The organism is Mesorhizobium sp. RCAM 05104 (genome assembly GCF_059683645.1).
This window is the reverse complement of sequence record NZ_CM185033.1, coordinates 6,518,045-6,535,072: the sequence shown is the minus strand read 5'-3', so window position 1 is coordinate 6,535,072 and position 17,028 is coordinate 6,518,045. Positions and strand designations below refer to the sequence as shown.

Annotated in this window: 12 protein-coding genes; 5 read left to right on the top strand and 7 right to left on the bottom strand. The window is 63.5% G+C overall.

Features of this window, described 5'->3' with window-relative positions:
- The first annotated feature begins 17 nt into the window (after positions 1–17).
- The gene (locus AC56QP_RS31935) at positions 18–1,184 is read left to right on the top strand and encodes an isobutyryl-CoA dehydrogenase (protein ID WP_489861902.1); all 1,167 of its coding nucleotides are present in this window, start codon (positions 18–20) and stop codon (positions 1,182–1,184) included.
- 26 nt (positions 1,185–1,210) lie between these two features.
- Positions 1,211–2,095: a 3-hydroxyisobutyrate dehydrogenase gene (mmsB, locus tag AC56QP_RS31930; RefSeq protein ID WP_497100926.1), complete on the top strand. Its 885-nt coding sequence runs from the start codon at positions 1,211–1,213 to the stop codon at positions 2,093–2,095.
- Between the two features lie 281 nt (positions 2,096–2,376).
- Here mmsB and AC56QP_RS31925 read toward each other — a convergent pair whose 3' ends face one another.
- The 7 genes from AC56QP_RS31925 to AC56QP_RS31895 form a co-directional block, all read right to left on the bottom strand.
- Positions 2,377–3,021: a cytochrome c oxidase assembly factor Coa1 family protein gene (locus tag AC56QP_RS31925; RefSeq protein WP_256750658.1), complete on the bottom strand. Its 645-nt coding sequence runs from the start codon at positions 3,019–3,021 to the stop codon at positions 2,377–2,379.
- 163 nt (positions 3,022–3,184) lie between these two features.
- Positions 3,185–3,550 carry a hypothetical protein gene (locus AC56QP_RS31920; protein ID WP_489861903.1) on the bottom strand — a complete coding sequence of 122 codons (366 nt, stop codon included), beginning with the start codon at positions 3,548–3,550 and terminating at the stop codon, positions 3,185–3,187.
- A gap of 136 nt (positions 3,551–3,686) precedes the next feature.
- The gene (locus AC56QP_RS31915; protein ID WP_489861904.1) at positions 3,687–5,066 is read right to left on the bottom strand and encodes an aspartate aminotransferase family protein; all 1,380 of its coding nucleotides are present in this window, start codon (positions 5,064–5,066) and stop codon (positions 3,687–3,689) included.
- A gap of 245 nt (positions 5,067–5,311) precedes the next feature.
- The gene (locus AC56QP_RS31910; protein ID WP_489861905.1) at positions 5,312–7,375 is read right to left on the bottom strand and encodes a prolyl oligopeptidase family serine peptidase; all 2,064 of its coding nucleotides are present in this window, start codon (positions 7,373–7,375) and stop codon (positions 5,312–5,314) included.
- An 85-nt stretch (positions 7,376–7,460) separates the two neighbouring features.
- Positions 7,461–8,621 carry an MFS transporter gene (locus AC56QP_RS31905; protein ID WP_489861906.1) on the bottom strand — a complete coding sequence of 387 codons (1,161 nt, stop codon included), beginning with the start codon at positions 8,619–8,621 and terminating at the stop codon, positions 7,461–7,463.
- Positions 8,622–8,713: 92 nt separating this feature from the next.
- Positions 8,714–9,889, bottom strand: a complete 1,176-nt coding sequence (locus AC56QP_RS31900) for an MFS transporter (RefSeq protein WP_489861907.1) — start codon at positions 9,887–9,889, stop codon at positions 8,714–8,716.
- A 173-nt stretch (positions 9,890–10,062) separates the two neighbouring features.
- Positions 10,063–11,970 carry a phospholipase D-like domain-containing protein gene (locus AC56QP_RS31895; RefSeq protein ID WP_489861908.1) on the bottom strand — a complete coding sequence of 636 codons (1,908 nt, stop codon included), beginning with the start codon at positions 11,968–11,970 and terminating at the stop codon, positions 10,063–10,065.
- A gap of 260 nt (positions 11,971–12,230) precedes the next feature.
- Between AC56QP_RS31895 and AC56QP_RS31890 the strand changes: the two genes are divergently transcribed.
- The 3 genes from AC56QP_RS31890 (at position 12,231) to AC56QP_RS31880 (ending at position 17,026) form a co-directional block, all read left to right on the top strand.
- The gene (locus AC56QP_RS31890; RefSeq protein ID WP_489861909.1) at positions 12,231–13,808 is read left to right on the top strand and encodes a trimethylamine methyltransferase family protein; all 1,578 of its coding nucleotides are present in this window, start codon (positions 12,231–12,233) and stop codon (positions 13,806–13,808) included.
- A gap of 165 nt (positions 13,809–13,973) precedes the next feature.
- Positions 13,974–14,456, top strand: coding sequence for an endonuclease domain-containing protein (locus AC56QP_RS31885; RefSeq protein ID WP_489863466.1), 483 nt, complete (start codon positions 13,974–13,976; stop codon positions 14,454–14,456).
- Positions 14,456–17,026 carry a GcvT family protein gene (locus AC56QP_RS31880; protein ID WP_497103827.1) on the top strand — a complete coding sequence of 857 codons (2,571 nt, stop codon included), beginning with the start codon at positions 14,456–14,458 and terminating at the stop codon, positions 17,024–17,026. The genes AC56QP_RS31885 and AC56QP_RS31880 overlap by 1 nt, the downstream gene beginning before the upstream one ends.
- Positions 17,027–17,028 lie beyond the last annotated feature (2 nt).

Here is a 17,028-nt window from a genome sequence, read left to right as displayed (position 1 = left end):
CATATAGGGAGCACGCCATGGACGCCGCGGTCGATGCGAGCACCAGCCAGTTCGAACTCAACGAGGAACAGCGCGCCATCCAGGAGATGGCGCAGGCGTTCGCCGCCGATCGCGTCGCGCCGAATGCACTCGACTGGGACCGAAGGAAACACTTCCCCGCCGACGTGATTCGCGAGACCGGGCCGCTTGGCCTCGGCGGCATCTATGTCCGCGACGATGTCGGCGGTTCGGCGCTCGGCCGGCTCGACGCGGTGCTGATTTTCGAGGCGCTGTCGCATGCCGATCCTGCCTTCTCGTCGTTCATCTCGATCCACAACATGGTGGCCTCGATGATCGACCGCTTCGGCAATGACGAGCAGCGCCAGCGCTTCCTGCCGAAGCTCACCTCAATGGAATGGCTGGCGAGCTATTGCCTGACCGAACCGGGTTCGGGATCGGACGCCGCGGCGCTGAAGACCCGTGCGGTGAAGAGCGGCGGCGACTATGTCCTCAACGGCGCCAAGCAGTTCATCTCGGGCGCCGGCGACAGCGATGTCTATGCCGTCATGGTGCGCACCGGCGCCGAGGGGCCGAAAGGCATTTCCACCATCGTCGTGCCGAAGGATGCGCCCGGCCTTTCCTTCGGCGCCAACGAGCACAAGATGGGCTGGCACATGCAGTCGACCCGCCAGGTGATCTTCGAGGATTGCAAGGTGCCTGCGGAAAACCTTTTGTCGGGCGAAGGCGCCGGCTTCGGCATCGCCATGGCCGGCCTCGATGGCGGCCGGCTGAACATCGCCGCCTGCTCGCTGGGCGGCGCGCAGTCGGCGCTCGACAAGGCACTGTCCTACACCGCCGACCGCAAGGCCTTCGGCTCGAAGATCAACCAGTTCCAGGCGCTGCAGTTCAGGCTGGCCGATATGGAGACCGAGTTGCAGGCGGCACGCATCTTCCTCTATGCCGCCGCCTCCAAGCTCGACCGCAAAGCGCCAGATGCCGGCAAATGGTCGGCGATGGCCAAGCGCTTCGTCACCGACACCGGCTTCACCGTCGCCAACGATGCGCTGCAGCTGCTCGGCGGTTACGGCTACCTGCACGACTACGGCATCGAGAAGCTGGTGCGGGACCTTCGCGTGCACCAGATCCTCGAAGGCACCAACGAGATCATGCGCGTCATCATCGCGCGCGCCCTGATCGGACGCTGAAGCCAGTAGAAACCGGGAGAGAGACAATGACCACGATCGCCTTCATCGGCCTCGGCAACATGGGCAATCCGATGGCCGCCAATCTGGTCAAGGCCGGGCACGCCGTACATGGCTTCGACCTGATGCCGGAGAACCTCACGGTCGCCCGCGACCACGGCGTCGTCATCATGGCCAACGCGCTGGCCGCGGTGAAGGACGCCGACGTGGTGATCACCATGCTGCCGGCCGGCAAGCATGTACTGTCGGTCTATGAGGACATCGCCCCCAGGGCCAGGAAAGGCGCGCTGTTCATCGATTCCTCGACCATCGACGTCGAATCGGCGCGCAAGGCGCATGCCGTCGCCGCAAAGCACGGCCTGCTGTCGATCGATGCGCCGGTCTCGGGCGGCACCGGCGGTGCGGCGGCCGGCACGCTGACGTTCATGGCCGGCGGCTCCAACGATGCCTTCGCCGCCGCCGAGCCGATCCTGAAGCCGATGGCTGGCCGCATCGTCCATTGCGGAGGCGACGGTGCCGGACAGGCGGCAAAAATCTGTAACAACATGATCCTCGGCATTTCGATGATCGGCGTCGCCGAAGCCTTCGTGCTGGCGGAAAAACTGGGCCTGTCGCATCAGGCGCTGTTCGACGTCGCCTCGACCTCGTCCGGCCAGTGCTGGGCGCTGACCACCTACTGTCCGGTGCCCGGCCCGGTGCCCACCTCGCCTGCCAACCGCGACTACAAGCCCGGTTTTGCCGCTGCCCTGATGCTGAAGGACCTGAAGCTGGCGCAGGAAGCAGCACTTGGGTCTGGCGCGGTGACACCGCTGGGCGCCGAGGCGGCCCAGCTCTACGCGCTGTTCAACGCCCAGGGGCACGCCGGCGCCGATTTTTCCGGCATCATTAATTTTCTGCGCGGAAGCAATCCATAAGCCGCTAATATAATTGGATTTTTTCGCGGACCTCGCGACAAACGCGCCAAATTTAGGTTTGCTTAAGCTCTCGATAACTCCGCGGTAACGATGTCTCTATAAAACGGATTGCGAGGCGGACATATCGCATCCGCCCGGCGCTCCGGATCAGGTCTCGCGTACCGGAGCCCGTAAGTTTCGCCAAGTGTTTGAGTAGCGAAGCGCCATGCGTATCTGGCAAAGCCGCGTTCCCGATGGAGCGCGGTTTTTGCGTTTTGCCGACCTGGCTACACGATCCCGCTTTATATTCCGATCGCCGCATTCGGAATTGGCACATGATCCTCATTGAGCAGCACGATCGGTGCATCGACCCCTTCCACCTTGACGACCAGCAGACGCACGCTCCATGTGCCGGCTGTTCGGGTAGCGGTCGAGAACGCAGTGCCCTTGCCCTTGGCGCCATGGACCGGAATGCTGAACTGAGCCTCCCCCGATCCATTCGCGTCGACATTGAGATGGCCGCCGACCCAGAAATTGTCGGTCACGACGTCGCCGAGAGCGGCCTTGACGCGATCGTCGGCGCGAAGCTTGTCCATGGTCATGTGATAGGCATCGCTGCCTTTCAGCAGGTAGGGAATGCTGCCCACCATCGTCGCACAGCCGCCGATCCCAACCACCCAGACGACAAGGCCGGCGATCGCCCAGTTGCGCTGGGTCTTGCGAAACTGCTCGGCATCGCGCCACGCCCGGTTCCGCCAGGCCCAGCGGCTGCCGCGCGCGCCAAGCACGATGATCATGATGATGTTGACGAACGGGATCAGCGCCAGCAGTGCGATGAAGGTGCTGTTGCCGATACCCCAGATCCAGTTGAGGAAGAAAGCGCCCCAGTTCCAGCGATCAAGTTCGGCCGGAATTTCAGCGGGCTCGTTGAGCGCTTGTCCTGCCATCATACCCCCTTTGATGCATGTCACCCTAGAATCGGCTTGGGATACGGACATGCATAACGCGCTTCAGGCAAATGTGCCTCAGCGGGTTCTAGACCATCATCCCAAAAACCGTAATCGGTTTTCGTTTGGCCGATAGTCAAACGGGTCTAATGGATCGCCTCGGTCAGGCTTTGTTGGACAGCCGGTGAAAGTTCGCTTTCACAGCGCGGCTGGCCGGCTTCAGCGCGGCGCCGATCGACAGTTCCGCCGCGACGCCGTTGAACAGCGACGGCGTGCGGCCGGAAAAGACTTCCGGCCAGAACCGCGATACCGACTGCAGGATAGACATATGCGCCGCAAAAGCGCCTTCGGCCATTGCAACGGTCTTCTCGTTCACCGCGCGGGCCGTCTCCGTGCTCCATGGCTGGCCGCTCCCGGCATCCATGGCCATCAAGGGCAGACGCATCATCGCCACCATCGGCGCCAGCATCAGGTCGCCACCGATGCTCGTTGCTTCTTGCACGCGTCGGCTCTTGCCAGTTTTTCTCATGAAAACGAACCCCTTGTCGCAGCCGAATCGGTTGCTGCCTGACACACTACGCGCCGAAGGTGGAATCGTTCCCCATCGCGACAGCATGTTTCTCACCGGGCGTTCCTGTCGAAGAACGCCCGGTCGAGGTTCGAACCTACCGCTTGCGCAGATCCGCTTGCGCCAGATCCAGCGCCTTGGCTATGCGCTCGCAAGCCATGTCGATGGTGTCGCGGGTCCAGATCAGCGGCGGCGACAGGATCATCGTGTCGCCCGTGGCGCGCAGCATCATGCCTTGCCCGATCGCGTGGTCGCGGACGGTGACCGCCGCACTTCCCGATGGCAGGAACCGCTCCTTGGTCGCCTTGTCCTTGACGATTTCGATCGCGCCCATCAACCCGATCGAACGCACCTCGCCGACCAGATCATGCCCGGCAATGCGTTCCTGCAGGGCCTTGGCGAAATAAGGGCCGGTTTCGTTCCTGACGCGATCGACCAGCCCTTCATTCTCGATGATCTCGAGGTTCTTCAGCGCCACGGCACAGGCCACCGGATGACCGGAATAGGTGTAGCCGTGATAGAACTCGCCGCCTTTCTCGACCAGCGTCGCCGCGATGCGATCGCCGACCAGCAGCGCCGACAGCGGCTGGTAGCCTGAGGTCAGCGCCTTGGCGGTGGTGATGGTGTCCGGTTCGATGCCGAAGGTCTGCGCGGCGAACCATTCGCCGGTGCGGCCATAGCCGGTGATAACCTCGTCGAGCATCAGCAGCACGTCGTATTTGCGGCAGATGCGCTGCACTTCCGGCCAATAGCTGGCCGGAGGTATTTTCACGCCGCCCGCCCCCATCACTGGCTCGCCAATGAAGGCGGCAACCTTGTCGGCGCCGGCTTCGAGGATCGCATCCTCGACCGCCTTTGCCGCACGCAGGCCGAAATCGTGATCGCTCTCGCCGGGCAGCGCCAACTCATAGGCATAAGGCATCATCACATGGACGATGTTGGGCACCGCGCCGCCGAGTTGCTTGTGCATGGCATCCATGCCGCCAAGCGAAGTGCCGGCAACGGTCGAGCCGTGATAGGCCATCTTGCGCGAGATGATGCGGTTCTTCTCCGGCTTGCCTTCCAGCGCCCAGTAATGGCGCACGAGACGCAGCGCCGTGTCGTTGGCTTCCGAACCGGACGAGCCGTAGAAAATCTGGTTGACGTGCTTCGGCGCGATCTCGGCCAGCTTCCTGGACAACAGCACCGGCGTCGGCGTCGAGCATTTGAAGAAGGAGTTGTAGTAAGGCAATTCCTTCATCTGGGTGTAGGCGGCCTCGGCCAGTTCGTCGCGGCCATAGCCGATGTTGACGCACCACAGCCCGGCCATGCCGTCGAGGATCTCGGCCCCTTCGGAATCGTAGATGAACGGTCCGTTGGCGTGGGTGATGATGCGTGAGCCGACCTCGCGCAGTTCCTTGTGGTCGGTGAACGGGTGGAGATGATGCGCGGCGTCGATCTGCTGAAGCTGCTTCAGCGAATAGTTCTGATAGGTCATGGGTCTGATCTTTCCTCTGGATTCTATCCGGCCGTGCCGGGGGCGAATTCATCAGAGGAAGGCAGGTGGCGAATACCCGATGCGGGCGCACAGCCGCAAAAGCTCGGCACGCAACGTGCGCGGTGACGGTGTCACCGCGACCCGGAATGCGCGAGCCGATATCCTGACGTGAGCCATGGCCGGCACCTTAGAGCAAAGGACGGTCGAGGTGAACCACCCTTTGCAAGAGTGCCCAGGGAATGAGTTCAAGCCTTGGCGGTCAGCGCCCTTTGTAGGAAGACGTACTTCATCGCCGTCTGCGCCGCCTGCGGCCGGCGGTCGCCGCGGCCACCATGTCCGCCTTCGGTCTCCTCGAAGAACAGCGTCCTTGCATGGCCTGCCTCCTGCAGGCGGGCGGCCATCTTGCGCGCATGACCGGGATGAACCCGGTCATCCGCCGTCGAGGTGGTCAGCAGCACCGGCGGATAGGCGGCGCCGGCGTCGACGTGCTGGTAGGGCGAATAGGCTGAAAGCCACGCCGCGTCTTCCGGTTTTGAGGGATCGCCATATTCGGCCATCCACGAAGCGCCGGGCGGCAATTCGGTGTAGCGCAGCATGTCGAGCAACGGCACCTCGATGATGACCGCGCCAAACAGCTCGGGGTGCTGGGTCAAGGAAACGCCGGTCAGCAGGCCGCCATTCGAGCCGCCCTGGATGCCGAGCGAGGAAGCCGTTGCGATGCCGCGTTTGACGACGTCCTGGGCGACCGCGGCGAAGTCGTCGAACCCATTCTGGCGGTTGCCCTTCAGCGCCGCCTGATGCCAGGCCGGGCCAAACTCGCCGCCGCCGCGGATGCAGGCTTGCACATAGGCGTTGCCCTTCTCCAGCCACAGCCTGCCACGCACGCCGGCATAGCCCGGCAGCAGCGGCACTTCGAAGCCGCCATAACCATAGAGCAGCGTCGGCACCGGGCCCTTCTGGTCGCGCCGCCTGACGACGAAATAGGGGATCATCGTGCCGTCCTTCGAGCGCGCCTCGAACTGTTCCGAAATCAGCGGCGACGCATCGAAACGCGCCGGCTGCGACTTCACGGTGGCCAGCGTCTCGCCATTGTCATCCGACCAGATGATCGAACTCGGCGTCAGGAAATCGGTGAAGGAGAAAGATACGCTCGATCCGAACTGCTCGGCATGGCTGATGCCGACATTGCCGTTTTCGGGCAGCGCGACCGGCTTCAGCGACCAGCCGCCCTCCTTGCGTTCGCAGACGACGACCTTGCCGCGCACATTGTCCATCAGGTTGATGAACAGCCGGTTCTGCGTGCGGGCAATTCCGGCGATGGACACGCGATACGCCGGCTCGAACAAGGTCTCCACGGGTCCGAGCGCGCCGCTCTCGACCCAGTGCGCCAGATCCAGCGAATAGAGGCCGTCGGGTTTGCACAGCGTGCCGTCGGGCGCCGTCCACGGGCTGCGCACGCCGAAGACAAGCTGATCCTTGAAAATTGCGGTGTCGGTCATGTCATCAGGCAGCGGCAGGCGTTTGTTCTCGCCGGAAGGCAGCCGCAGGAAGATGTGCGAGGCGAAGAAATCGAGCGTCCTGGCCAGGACCAGATAGCGTCTGTCGCCATCGAACTCGAGAGCGGCACCCACGGCGAGATCTTCCTTCTGCGCCTCGAAGATCGGTGTCGCGTCTTCCAGCTTGGCGCCGCGCTTCCACAGCTTGACCACGCGCGGATAGCCCGATTCGGTCTTGTCCGCCTCCTCGAAGGCCGCCGAGACCATGACGGTGTCCTTGTCCAGCCAGCCGAAACCCGATTTCGAGGCGGGAGCACGAAATCCGCCATCGACAAAGGACTTGGTCTCTATGTCGAATTCGCGCATCTCGCTGGCATCACCGCCATCCGGCGACATCGAGACAAGGCATAGGTTGAAGTCCGGATAGAGCCGGCTGGCGCCACTGAACACCCATTTGATCCCTTCCTTCGCCGCAAGCTGGTCGAAGTCGATGATCGTTTCCCAGTCGGGTTTCTCGGTCTTGTAGGAAGCGACCGTGGTGCGGCGCCAAAGGCCGAGCACATTGGTCTTGTCCTGCCAGAAATTGTAGACATGGCCTTTGAGCGCGGAGCCGACCGCGATATTGTCCTCGGCCGTCATCAGGTCGAGCGCGGTCTGGAACGCCGCCTGATAGGACGGGTCGCCCTGCAATTCGCCGACCGTGATCTCGTTCTGGTGATGCACCCAGTCGAGCGACTGGGTGGTTGTCCTGTCCTCCAGCCACAGGAAGGGATCTTCGGTGCCGGATTCTGGCTTCGTGAGGGGCTTGGTCATGGAATCTCCGATAGGCAAGGCTTCGGCATGCAACATCGACATGCCGTGTCCGATATTCAATAGCCGCGACGCCTTGGCCAAGGATTCAGGCTTTCCCGCGACCAACGACACTGGCGAGCGCCAGCGCCAGGCACAGCAGACCGAGCGTGATCGGCAGGCCGCCGGCGCCCAGGACATCCATGGCGCTTCCGGCCAGCGGCGGCATGGAGATACCGCCGACGCCCCACATCAAGGAGAAGGCGGCGTTGCCGGCGATCAAGGTGGATCCGGTGAATCGCTCGCCGAGCTCGATGATCGACATCGTGTAGATGCCGTAGGAGACGGCACCCCAGACGAAGATCATCGGCCAGATCAGCGACGTTTCGATGAGAAGCGGCAACAGCATGCATCCAAGTATCGTGATGGCTATGCAGACCAGCCGCACAGACCGCGCCGTCAGCCTTTCCGCCAGCAAGCCCAGCGGCACTTGCATGGCGATGTTGCCGGCGATCATCACCGACAGCAGGGCTGACATGCGGGCTTCAGCGATGCTGTGGTAGGTCCCGTAGACCGGCAGCAGCGCCAGTGCTGCTTGTTCGAAGCCGGCAGCCACCACGACGGCGAACAAGAGCAGCCAGGCCAGCGGCAGAAAGCCCAGAACGGAAACCCGATGGCCGGCTTCGTCCACCTTCGGCAGGCGCGGCAGCACGGAAGCCAGGCAGACGCCGCACAGCACGAAGGCGGAAATGCCGACGAGGAATGGCGGCCAGCCTTCCGTGCCGACGGCAAGCAGGCAGAGCGGCCCGGCCGCGAAGCCGGCCGAGATGATCGTCGAATAGACGCCCATGACGCGGCCGCGCCGGGCCGGCGGCGCCAGCGCGATCACCCAGATTTCGCTCAGCACGTAGAGCGGATTGGTCACGACGCCGATCAGGAAGCGCAGCGGAAACCACAGATAGACATTCTGCGTCCAGCCGATTAGCGCCAGCACAACAGCCGAAAGAGCCGCACAGGTGAGCGCCGTGCGCCCTGCCCCGAACCGCCGCGCCAGCGCTGGGATCAGCGGCGACGACAGGATGAACCCGACTGGCGTCATCGCCGCCGATAGGCCGATCATCGCCGGCGAGACGCCCTGGCGCTGCAGGATGAAGCTCAGCAGCGGATAGGACAGCCCCTGCGCGATGGCGAACACCGACACGGTCGCGATCACGCCGGTGATCGCTGCCCATTGTATTCCTTCGTCAGTTTCCGAATCCGTCGCGGCCATGGTCCTATCGTTGCTGCGCGGCAGGATTAACGGTTTGATCAAACCGCGGTAGGCGCCGCCGGAGGAAAGCGCTTGCTCCAGCCAGATCCATGTCAGGAGGCTCGACGTCGCGAGGAGCGGTACAAAGCGAAGGCGATCAGAACCGCGTCGAGACCGGCGATCACCACGGGCAGCCCCAGCGGACCGATGCCCTGCATGAGCAGGCCGGCGCCCGGCGGGCCGACGATACCACCAACGCCCCACAGCAAGGCGAAGGCCGCGTTGCCGGTGACGAGCAGCGTGCCCTTGAACCGGCTGCCGAGTTCGACCAGCGCCATCGTATAGACGCCGTAGCCGACCGCGCCCATCACCAGCAACACGCCCCAGATCAGTGGTGTCAAGATCAGCAGCGGCAGCAGAAGCGCGCAGGCGGTCGTCGCCATCGCGCAGGCCAGGATCATCGGGCGGCCGCCGAACCGCTCGGCGAGCAGCCCGAGCGGGATCTGCAGCAAGATATTGCCCAGGGACAGCGCCATCACCAGCGCGGCGAGCACGGCTTCCGGCAGGCCATAACCGGCACCGAAGACCGGGACCAGCGCATAGGTGCTTTGCTGGACCGCGGCCGAGACCAGCACGGCCAGCAGCAGCGCCGGCGCCAACCGGGCGAAACCGACAAAGCTGCCGGAGGGCTGGCCGTCATCCTCGAACCCGGTGAGCTTTGAGGAGACAAGGCGCAGAATGACGGCGCAGAGCATGAAGCCACCGACACCGACGCTGAAGGGCGCCCAGCCCGATGTGCCGACCAGAGTCAGGGTGAAGGGCCCCGCTGCGTAGCCAGCGCCCATCAGCGTGTTGAACACGCCCATCACCCGGCCGCGCCGCGAAGGCGGCGCCAGCGACAACGCCCAGACCTCGCCAAGGATATACAGCGGGTTGATGACCACGCCGATGATGAAGCGGATGACGTACCAGGCCACCCAGTTCTGCAGATAGCCGATCCCCAGAAAGCAAAGCGCACCGATCAGCGAGCAGCCGACCGCCAGGTTTCGCGCACCGACCAGCCGCACCGCCGCCGGCACGAATGAGGCAGACAGGATCAGCCCGAGCGGCATCATCGCCGCCGACAGGCCGATCAAACCAGGTGACATGCCTTGCTTCTGCATCAAAAGCGTGAACAGCGGCGAGCTCAGCCCTTGCGCCGCGCCGAACATGGCAAGTGCGGCGGTAACGCCGGCGAGCGCTGCCCACTGCGTCCCCGCTTCGCCTTCGCTCGAGCCGGTCGCGACCATGCTGTCATCCATGTGAGGGCTGGCCATCCGGCCGGCAAGCCTCACTAGCTACTGGTTCGACCAGAGGAAAGGAAGGCCCGGATCGGAGATCCGTTTGCACCAACGGGATCGACCGGCCGGCCGAAGCCGATCGGTCCAGATTGAACGAATCTCGGATGCAAAACGCGGCGGCGCTATGGAAAATAGCGGGCGATCGCGCCCTTCTTGCCGTCGGCATAGGGCTTCAGCCACTTGTCGTCGATGGAAATCCCGTCATCGTCTGAAGGCCCCTTGCCGATCGTCCTGCGCCAGGCGCGGAACTTGTAGTGGTCGAAGACGTCGAGCATGTGCACGGCATAGGCCGCTGCAAATGTCTTGTCGCCTTCCACGATGACCAGATTCTCGTCGTTTTCGTAGGAAGCCTTGTAGCCGAGGTTATGGCTGCCGGTGATGACGGTGGCGTTGTCCTCCATCGGATCGATGATGACGATCTTGTCGTGTACGATCGCATGGCCGACCGTCAGCACCTCCGCCTGGAAGTCGCGGGCGATCGTGGCGCCGGTCAGGTTTGCGGCCCGCACGATCGAGACATTGGGCGCCTCCCAGACCTTCTCCGGATAGACAAAGGGCGACTTGCCGTCCTTGTTCGACTTGTGGGTGACCGGATCCTTGGTCGGCGCGACATAGTTGGGCATCGCGGTTTCGTCGCTGATCGCGCCTTGCACGATCAGCTTCGGATCGGCCTTCGCTGCCGCGACGGCCTGGTCGACGATCGAGTTTTCGCCGAGCAGCGAAGGGTTGAACACCAGGAACAGCACCGCCCGCTTGGCCGCCTTGATGCGGGCGAAGACATCCTCGAGGTCGACCGGACGCACCGAGATGTCCTTCTTGTTGCGGTTCGGGTCGTTCGGCGAAAACCACACCGTCATGCCGTCCAACGCCACCGAGGCGCCGTTGAACGGGTTTGGCAGGTGGTTTTCCTTGCGGAACGGCACGCCCTGCGTCTGCACGACATGACCGGCAGCGCTCTCCGAAGCCGGCGGTGGGAACACATCGGCCTTCATGCGCTGCCAATAGGCGTCGAACACCTCTGCCATATCAGGATCGTCGCGGATGAAGGCGTTGTTGGACTGACCGCAAATGCCCGTCGACGTCCAGTTGGTGCTGCCGGTCATCACCGCTTGCGGTTTGCCCTGGGCATCGCGGTAGATGGCAAACTTGTTGTGGCCGATATGGTTGTTGTTGAACAGGCGGTCCGTCACCACCACGCCCGCATCGTGCAGGCGCTTCCGGTAAGGTGCATTGCCTGCGTCCCAGGCCTTGGTCTGGTCGTCCCTGCCCGAATTGGAAAGGATGACCTCGACGACATCCTTGGCGGCGATGATGGCGTCGCACAATTCGTCGTCACCAAGCTCATAGAGGGCAAGCCTGACGGTGCCGCCTTCGGTCTTGGCGCGTTTCAGGAGGCTGGTCAGCACATCAGGCACATCGCCATGCAGATAGGCGCGTATCTTGCTGGTCCGATCCTGCAGCACCGCCCTGATCTTGTCGCGTTGGCCGACCTTGATGCCGGCCTCCTGAAGCGCGTGCGACATCCATTGCGTCGACAGCACGCCGTTGGTGAACGCAACGCGCGCCTTGCCGAACATCTGCCCCAGGAAGATCGGTGGGCTGACGGCACCCTGGCCGAGATAGCCGAGCGGGCGCGCCGGCCCGGTATAGGCGGGTTTACCGTCAACGACCTGATCGGGGCGCACCGGCACCTGATCGAGGCCAGGCTTCATGTCGCCGACCGGACGCACGCGGTAGGCGATCATCTCGCCCTCCGGCCTGACATCGAGGCTGTCGCGCCGGCGCCGCACGGTCAGATCGCGCCAGAATGTCTTCTGCACCGGCCAGACGCCGGTGTCCTGCGGAATCCATCTCGGATTGCGCTGCCCCTTGAACGGCACCCAGGAGGCCAGGCAGCGTTCCTCGCCGGTATCGGGGTAGAGGCGTACGATCTCGAAACCGAGGCAGCCCGGGATCATCCCGTCAATATCCCAGGAAAGGAACGCGACTTCGTTGTTGGTCGCGGCACGCACCTTGATGACGTCAGGCATGGCTGTCCCTCCACGAAAGTTCAACGCGCAAATATGTCAGAAGTAAAAGACAGTACTGTAACGCGCTTTACATTGGCATCCGTCCGATCGGCCGCGCTCAGGCGCCCGCCGGCGGGCCGATGTGGCCAAGGGGATGTCGCGGCCGCGCGGCTGCCGTCCCGGCATGTCGCTTCCCTCGCCCTAGTGGTCGCCGCCTCCGCAATGGCTGGACAGCCGCCGGTCCATTATGCCGCCCGCTATCGCATCGTACGAGGACCATCATGACCGCCGCCCTACAACCTGCAGAACCGGCATTGGCCAACGACCGTGCCCGTCGCGGCGGCCGCGCCGGAAAGCGCGCCGGCGGCTCGGCCGCGTTCGAGCAACCGCCCTTCCGTCAGCTGAAAATCCCGATGATGCCGACCAAGCTGATCTCCGACGATGAGCTGGAATCGATCCACCTCGCCTCCCTGCGCGTGCTGAGGGAGATCGGCGTCGACGTTCTGCACGACGAAGCCCGCCGCATCATGAAGGCGCATGGCGCCGACGTGCGCGATGGCAGCGAGCGGGTGCGCTTCGACAGCGACATGATCCTCGAGCTGGTCTCGCACTGCCCTTCGGAATTCACCATCCATGCCCGCAACCCCGCGCACAACGTGCAGTTTGGCGGCAACAACCTGATCCTTTCGATGATGGCGTCGGCGCCCAACTGTTCCGACCTCGATCGCGGCCGCCGGCCCGGCAACCAGCAGGACTACCGCAACTTCCTCAAGCTCGCGCAGATGCACAACATCCTGAACTGCACGGGCGGCTATCCGGTCGAGCCGACCGACATCCACCCGTCCGTCCGGCATCTGGAGTGCGTCCGCGACCTCGCCACGCTGACCGACAAGGTGTTCCACATCTATTCGCTCGGCAAGGAACGCAACGTCGACGGCATCGAGATCACTCGCATCGCGCGCGGCATCAGCCACGAGCAGTTGCTCGCAGAACCGTCCGTCTTCACCATCATCAACACCAATTCGCCGCTGAAGCTCGACGTGCCGATGATGGAAGGCATCATCCAGATGTCGAGCAAGGGCCAGGTCGTCATTGTCACGCCCTTCACCCTGTCGGGCGCGATGGCGCCGGTGACGATTGCCGGCGCGCTGGTGCAGCAGAATGCCGAGGCGCTGTCCGGCATCGCCTTTGCCCAGATGGTGCGCAAGGGCGCGCCGGTCGGCTATGGCGGATTCACCTCCAATGTCGACATGAAGTCCGGTTCACCGGCCTTCGGCACGCCTGAATACATGAAGGCGCAGCTCGTCGGCGGCCAGCTTGCCCGCCGCTACAACATCCCCTACCGCACCTCCAACACCTGCGCCGCCAACACGGTCGACGCGCAGGCGGCCTACGAGAGCGTGTTCTCGCTGTGGGGCGCGATCCAGGGTGGCGGCAATTTGATGATGCATGCGGCCGGCTGGCTCGAGGGCGGCCTGCGCTGCTCCTACGAGAAGACCATCCTCGACATTGACCTGTTGCAGATGGTGGCGGAATTCCTGACCCCGCTCGACCTCTCCGAAGAGGCGCTCGGTTTCGACGCCATCCAGTCCGTCGGTCCAGGCGGTCATTTCTTCGGCACCCAGCACACCCAGGACCGCTACAAGACGGCCTTCTATTCGCCGATCCTTTCCGACTGGCGCAATTTCGAGACCTGGGCGGAAGCCGGTTCGCCGACGGCGCTCGAAAAGGCCAACAAGGTGTGGAAGGAGCGGCTGGCCTCCTATGACGAACCTTACATGGATCCGGCCATCCGCGAGGAACTCAATGCCTTCGTCGCCAAGCGGCGGTCCGAAGGTGGCGCGCCGACCGATTTTTGATCGTCCGTATTGGTTTGATGAACTGATCATTCGTATGGATTTGATGAACAGTCGACCCCCACTCCGTCGAGCTTCGCTCGACACCTCTCCCCCGATCGACGGGGGAGAGGAAGGGCGCGAAACGATTCCGGTTGGCGCCTTTCCTCTCCCTCCGGAGGGGGAGAGGTGGCGCTGCGAAGCAGCGACGGAGTGGGGGAAGCCGCTGGTCAAAACCGCAGTCGCCGCAAAACAGGCACAACACAGCGAGCGCGTAGCCTAAGGCAAGCGGGCAACCAGGCGGAAGCATTGCTTTGGCTTGAACTGAAGGCGCGCAAGCTCGGTGGGTATCGCTTTACTCGTCAGTTCTCCCTCGGCCCTTTCTTTGCAGATTTCGCCTGCCGCGAGAAATGGCTTGTCGTTGAAGTCGACGGACGCCAACACGCCGGCAGGTCATATGACCGCCGCCGCGACGATTTCATGCGCGCTCACGGCTATTCGATCCTGCGTCTTTGGAGCCACGACGTCCTGAAACATCGTACTTCCGTCTGTGAAACCATCCTTGCCGCGCTTGATAGCAGGCTCGCCGAAAACACCGCCGTATCCGACCTCCGCTTTGTTTTCACGCCTCACTCACCCGATTCAATCTCTTCAAAAACGGACCTATCTTGATGAAATCTCACGTAAAAGCGGTTGTCATCGGCGGCGGCGTCGTCGGCTGCTCGGTTCTCTATCATCTGGCCAAGGCTGGCTGGACCGACATCATGCTGATCGAGCGCTCGGAGCTTACCTCCGGCTCGTCCTGGCATGCGGCCGGCGGCTTCCACACGCTGAACGGCGACCCCAACGTCGCTAAGCTTCAGGCCTATACGGTGCAGCTCTACAAGGAGATCGAGGAGATTTCCGGCCAGTCCTGCTCGCTGCACCTGACCGGCGGCGTGATGATGGCCGATACGCCCGAGCGCATGGACTTCCTGCGTCTCGCCCACGCCAAGGGCCGCTATCTCGGCATGGACACCGAACTGATCACGCCGTCCGAAGCCAAGGCGATGTTCCCGCTGATGGACGAGACCAATTTCGTCGGCGCCATGTGGGACCCGGTCGAAGGCCATCTCGATCCGTCCGGTACGACGATCGCCTATTCCAAGGCGGCGAAGAAGCTGGGCGCCGAGATCGTGCTGCGCAACCGTGTCGTCGAACTGACGCAAGAGGTCGACGGCACCTGGAACGTCGTCACCGAGCAAGGCACGGTGAAGGCCGAGCATGTCGTCAACTGCGGCGGCCTGTGGGCGCGCGAGATCGGCCGCATGGTCGGTGTCGAACTGCCGGTGCTGGCCATGGAGCACATGTATCTGCTGACCGAGCCGATGCCGGAGGTCGAGGAATTCAACAAGTCGACCGGCCGCGAGATGATCGGCGTGCTCGACTTCAAGGGCGAGATCTACACCCGCCAGGAGCGCAACGGCATCCTGCTCGGCACCTATGAAAAAGCCTGCAAGCCGTGGTCGCCGGTCAACACGCCGTGGGATTTCGGCCACGAGTTGCTGCCGCCCGACCTCGATCGCATCGCACCATCGCTGGAGATCGGCTTCAAGCATTTCCCCGGCATCGAGAAGGCCGGCATCAAGCAGATCATCAACGGCCCCTTCACCTTCGCGCTCGACGGCAACCCGCTGGTCGGCCCGGTGCAGGGCCTGACCAATTTCTGGTGCGCCTGCGCCGTCATGGCCGGCTTCAGCCAGGGCGGTGGCGTCGGCCTGGCGCTGTCGAACTGGATGGTCCATGGCGATCCCGGCTTCGACGTCTGGGGCATGGATGTCGCCCGCTTCGGCGAATGGGCCGGCCTGCGCTACACCAATGCCAAGGTGCGCGAAAACTACTCGCGCCGCTTCTCCATCCGCTTCCCCAACGAGGAACTGCCGGCGGCACGCCCGGCGCAGACGACGCCGCTCTACGACACGATGCTGGCGAACAACGCCGTCATGGGCGACTCGTGGGGTCTCGAAACCCCGCTCTGGTTCGCTCCAAAGGGCAAGGAGCCAAAGGACATCGTCTCCTTCCACCGCTCCAACGACTTTGGTCCGATTGGCGAGGAAGTGCGCGCCACGCGCGAGCGCGTCGGCGTCACCGAGATCGCCAACTTCGCCAAATACGAAGTGTCGGGACCGGGGGCGGAAGAGTTCCTCAACCGGCTGATGACCAACCGCATGCCGAAAACCGGCCGCATCGTGCTGACGCCGATGATCAACGAATTCGGCAAGCTGATCGGCGATTTCACCATCGCCAAGGCCGGTGAAGACCGGTTCATGATCTGGGGCTCGTCGGCCGCGCAGAAATACCACATGCGCTGGTTCGAGAAGCATTTGCCGAAGGACGGTTCGGTGCGCATCCACCGCTTCGACCAGACGCTGGTCGGCCTGTCGATCGCCGGGCCGAAATCCCGCGACTTGCTGCAGAAGCTGGTCGACGTCGACATCTCGACAAAAGCCTTCCGCTTCATGGATTTCCGCGAGATTGCGGTCGGCGGCGCGCCCTGCATGGTCAACCGCATTACCTACACCGGCGACCTCGGCTACGAGATCTGGATGGCGCCGGCCTACCAGCGCTTGGTGTACAAGGCGATCAAGGATGCCGGCGAGGAGTTCGGCCTCGTCGATTTCGGCATGCGCGCTTTGCTGTCGATGCGGCTGGAAAAGAACTTCCCGACCTGGTTCCGCGAGTTGCGGCCGATCTACGGGCCGTTCGAAGGCTCGATGGACCGCTTCATCAAGCTTGAGAAGAACGACTTCATCGGCCGCGAGGCCGCCGCCAAGGAACACGCAGAAGGGCCGAAACTGCGCCGCGTCTCCTTCATCGTCGATGCCGCCGACGCCGACGTGATGGGCGACGAGCCGATCTGGGCCAAGGTCAGCAAGGACTACGGCACGGTGGAAAAGCCGCATGGCTACGGCGCGCCGCGCTTCGACAATAAGGGCAAGGAAGTGCGTGGCTCCAAAGCCGCCGAAGGCGCTTCCGCCGTGCGTGGCATCGTCGACGGCGAATGGCGCGTGGTCGGCTGGGTCACGTCGGGCGGCTATGCCCACTATGTGCGGAAGTCGATGGCGCAAGGCTATGTACCGGCGGCCCTTGCCGAGGACGAAAGTGCGGGGCTGTTCGAGATCGAGATCCTCGGCCACCGGCGGCCGGCCCGTATCAACGTCGAAGCGCCGTTCGACCCAAGCGGTGAGAAAATGCGGACCTGAGG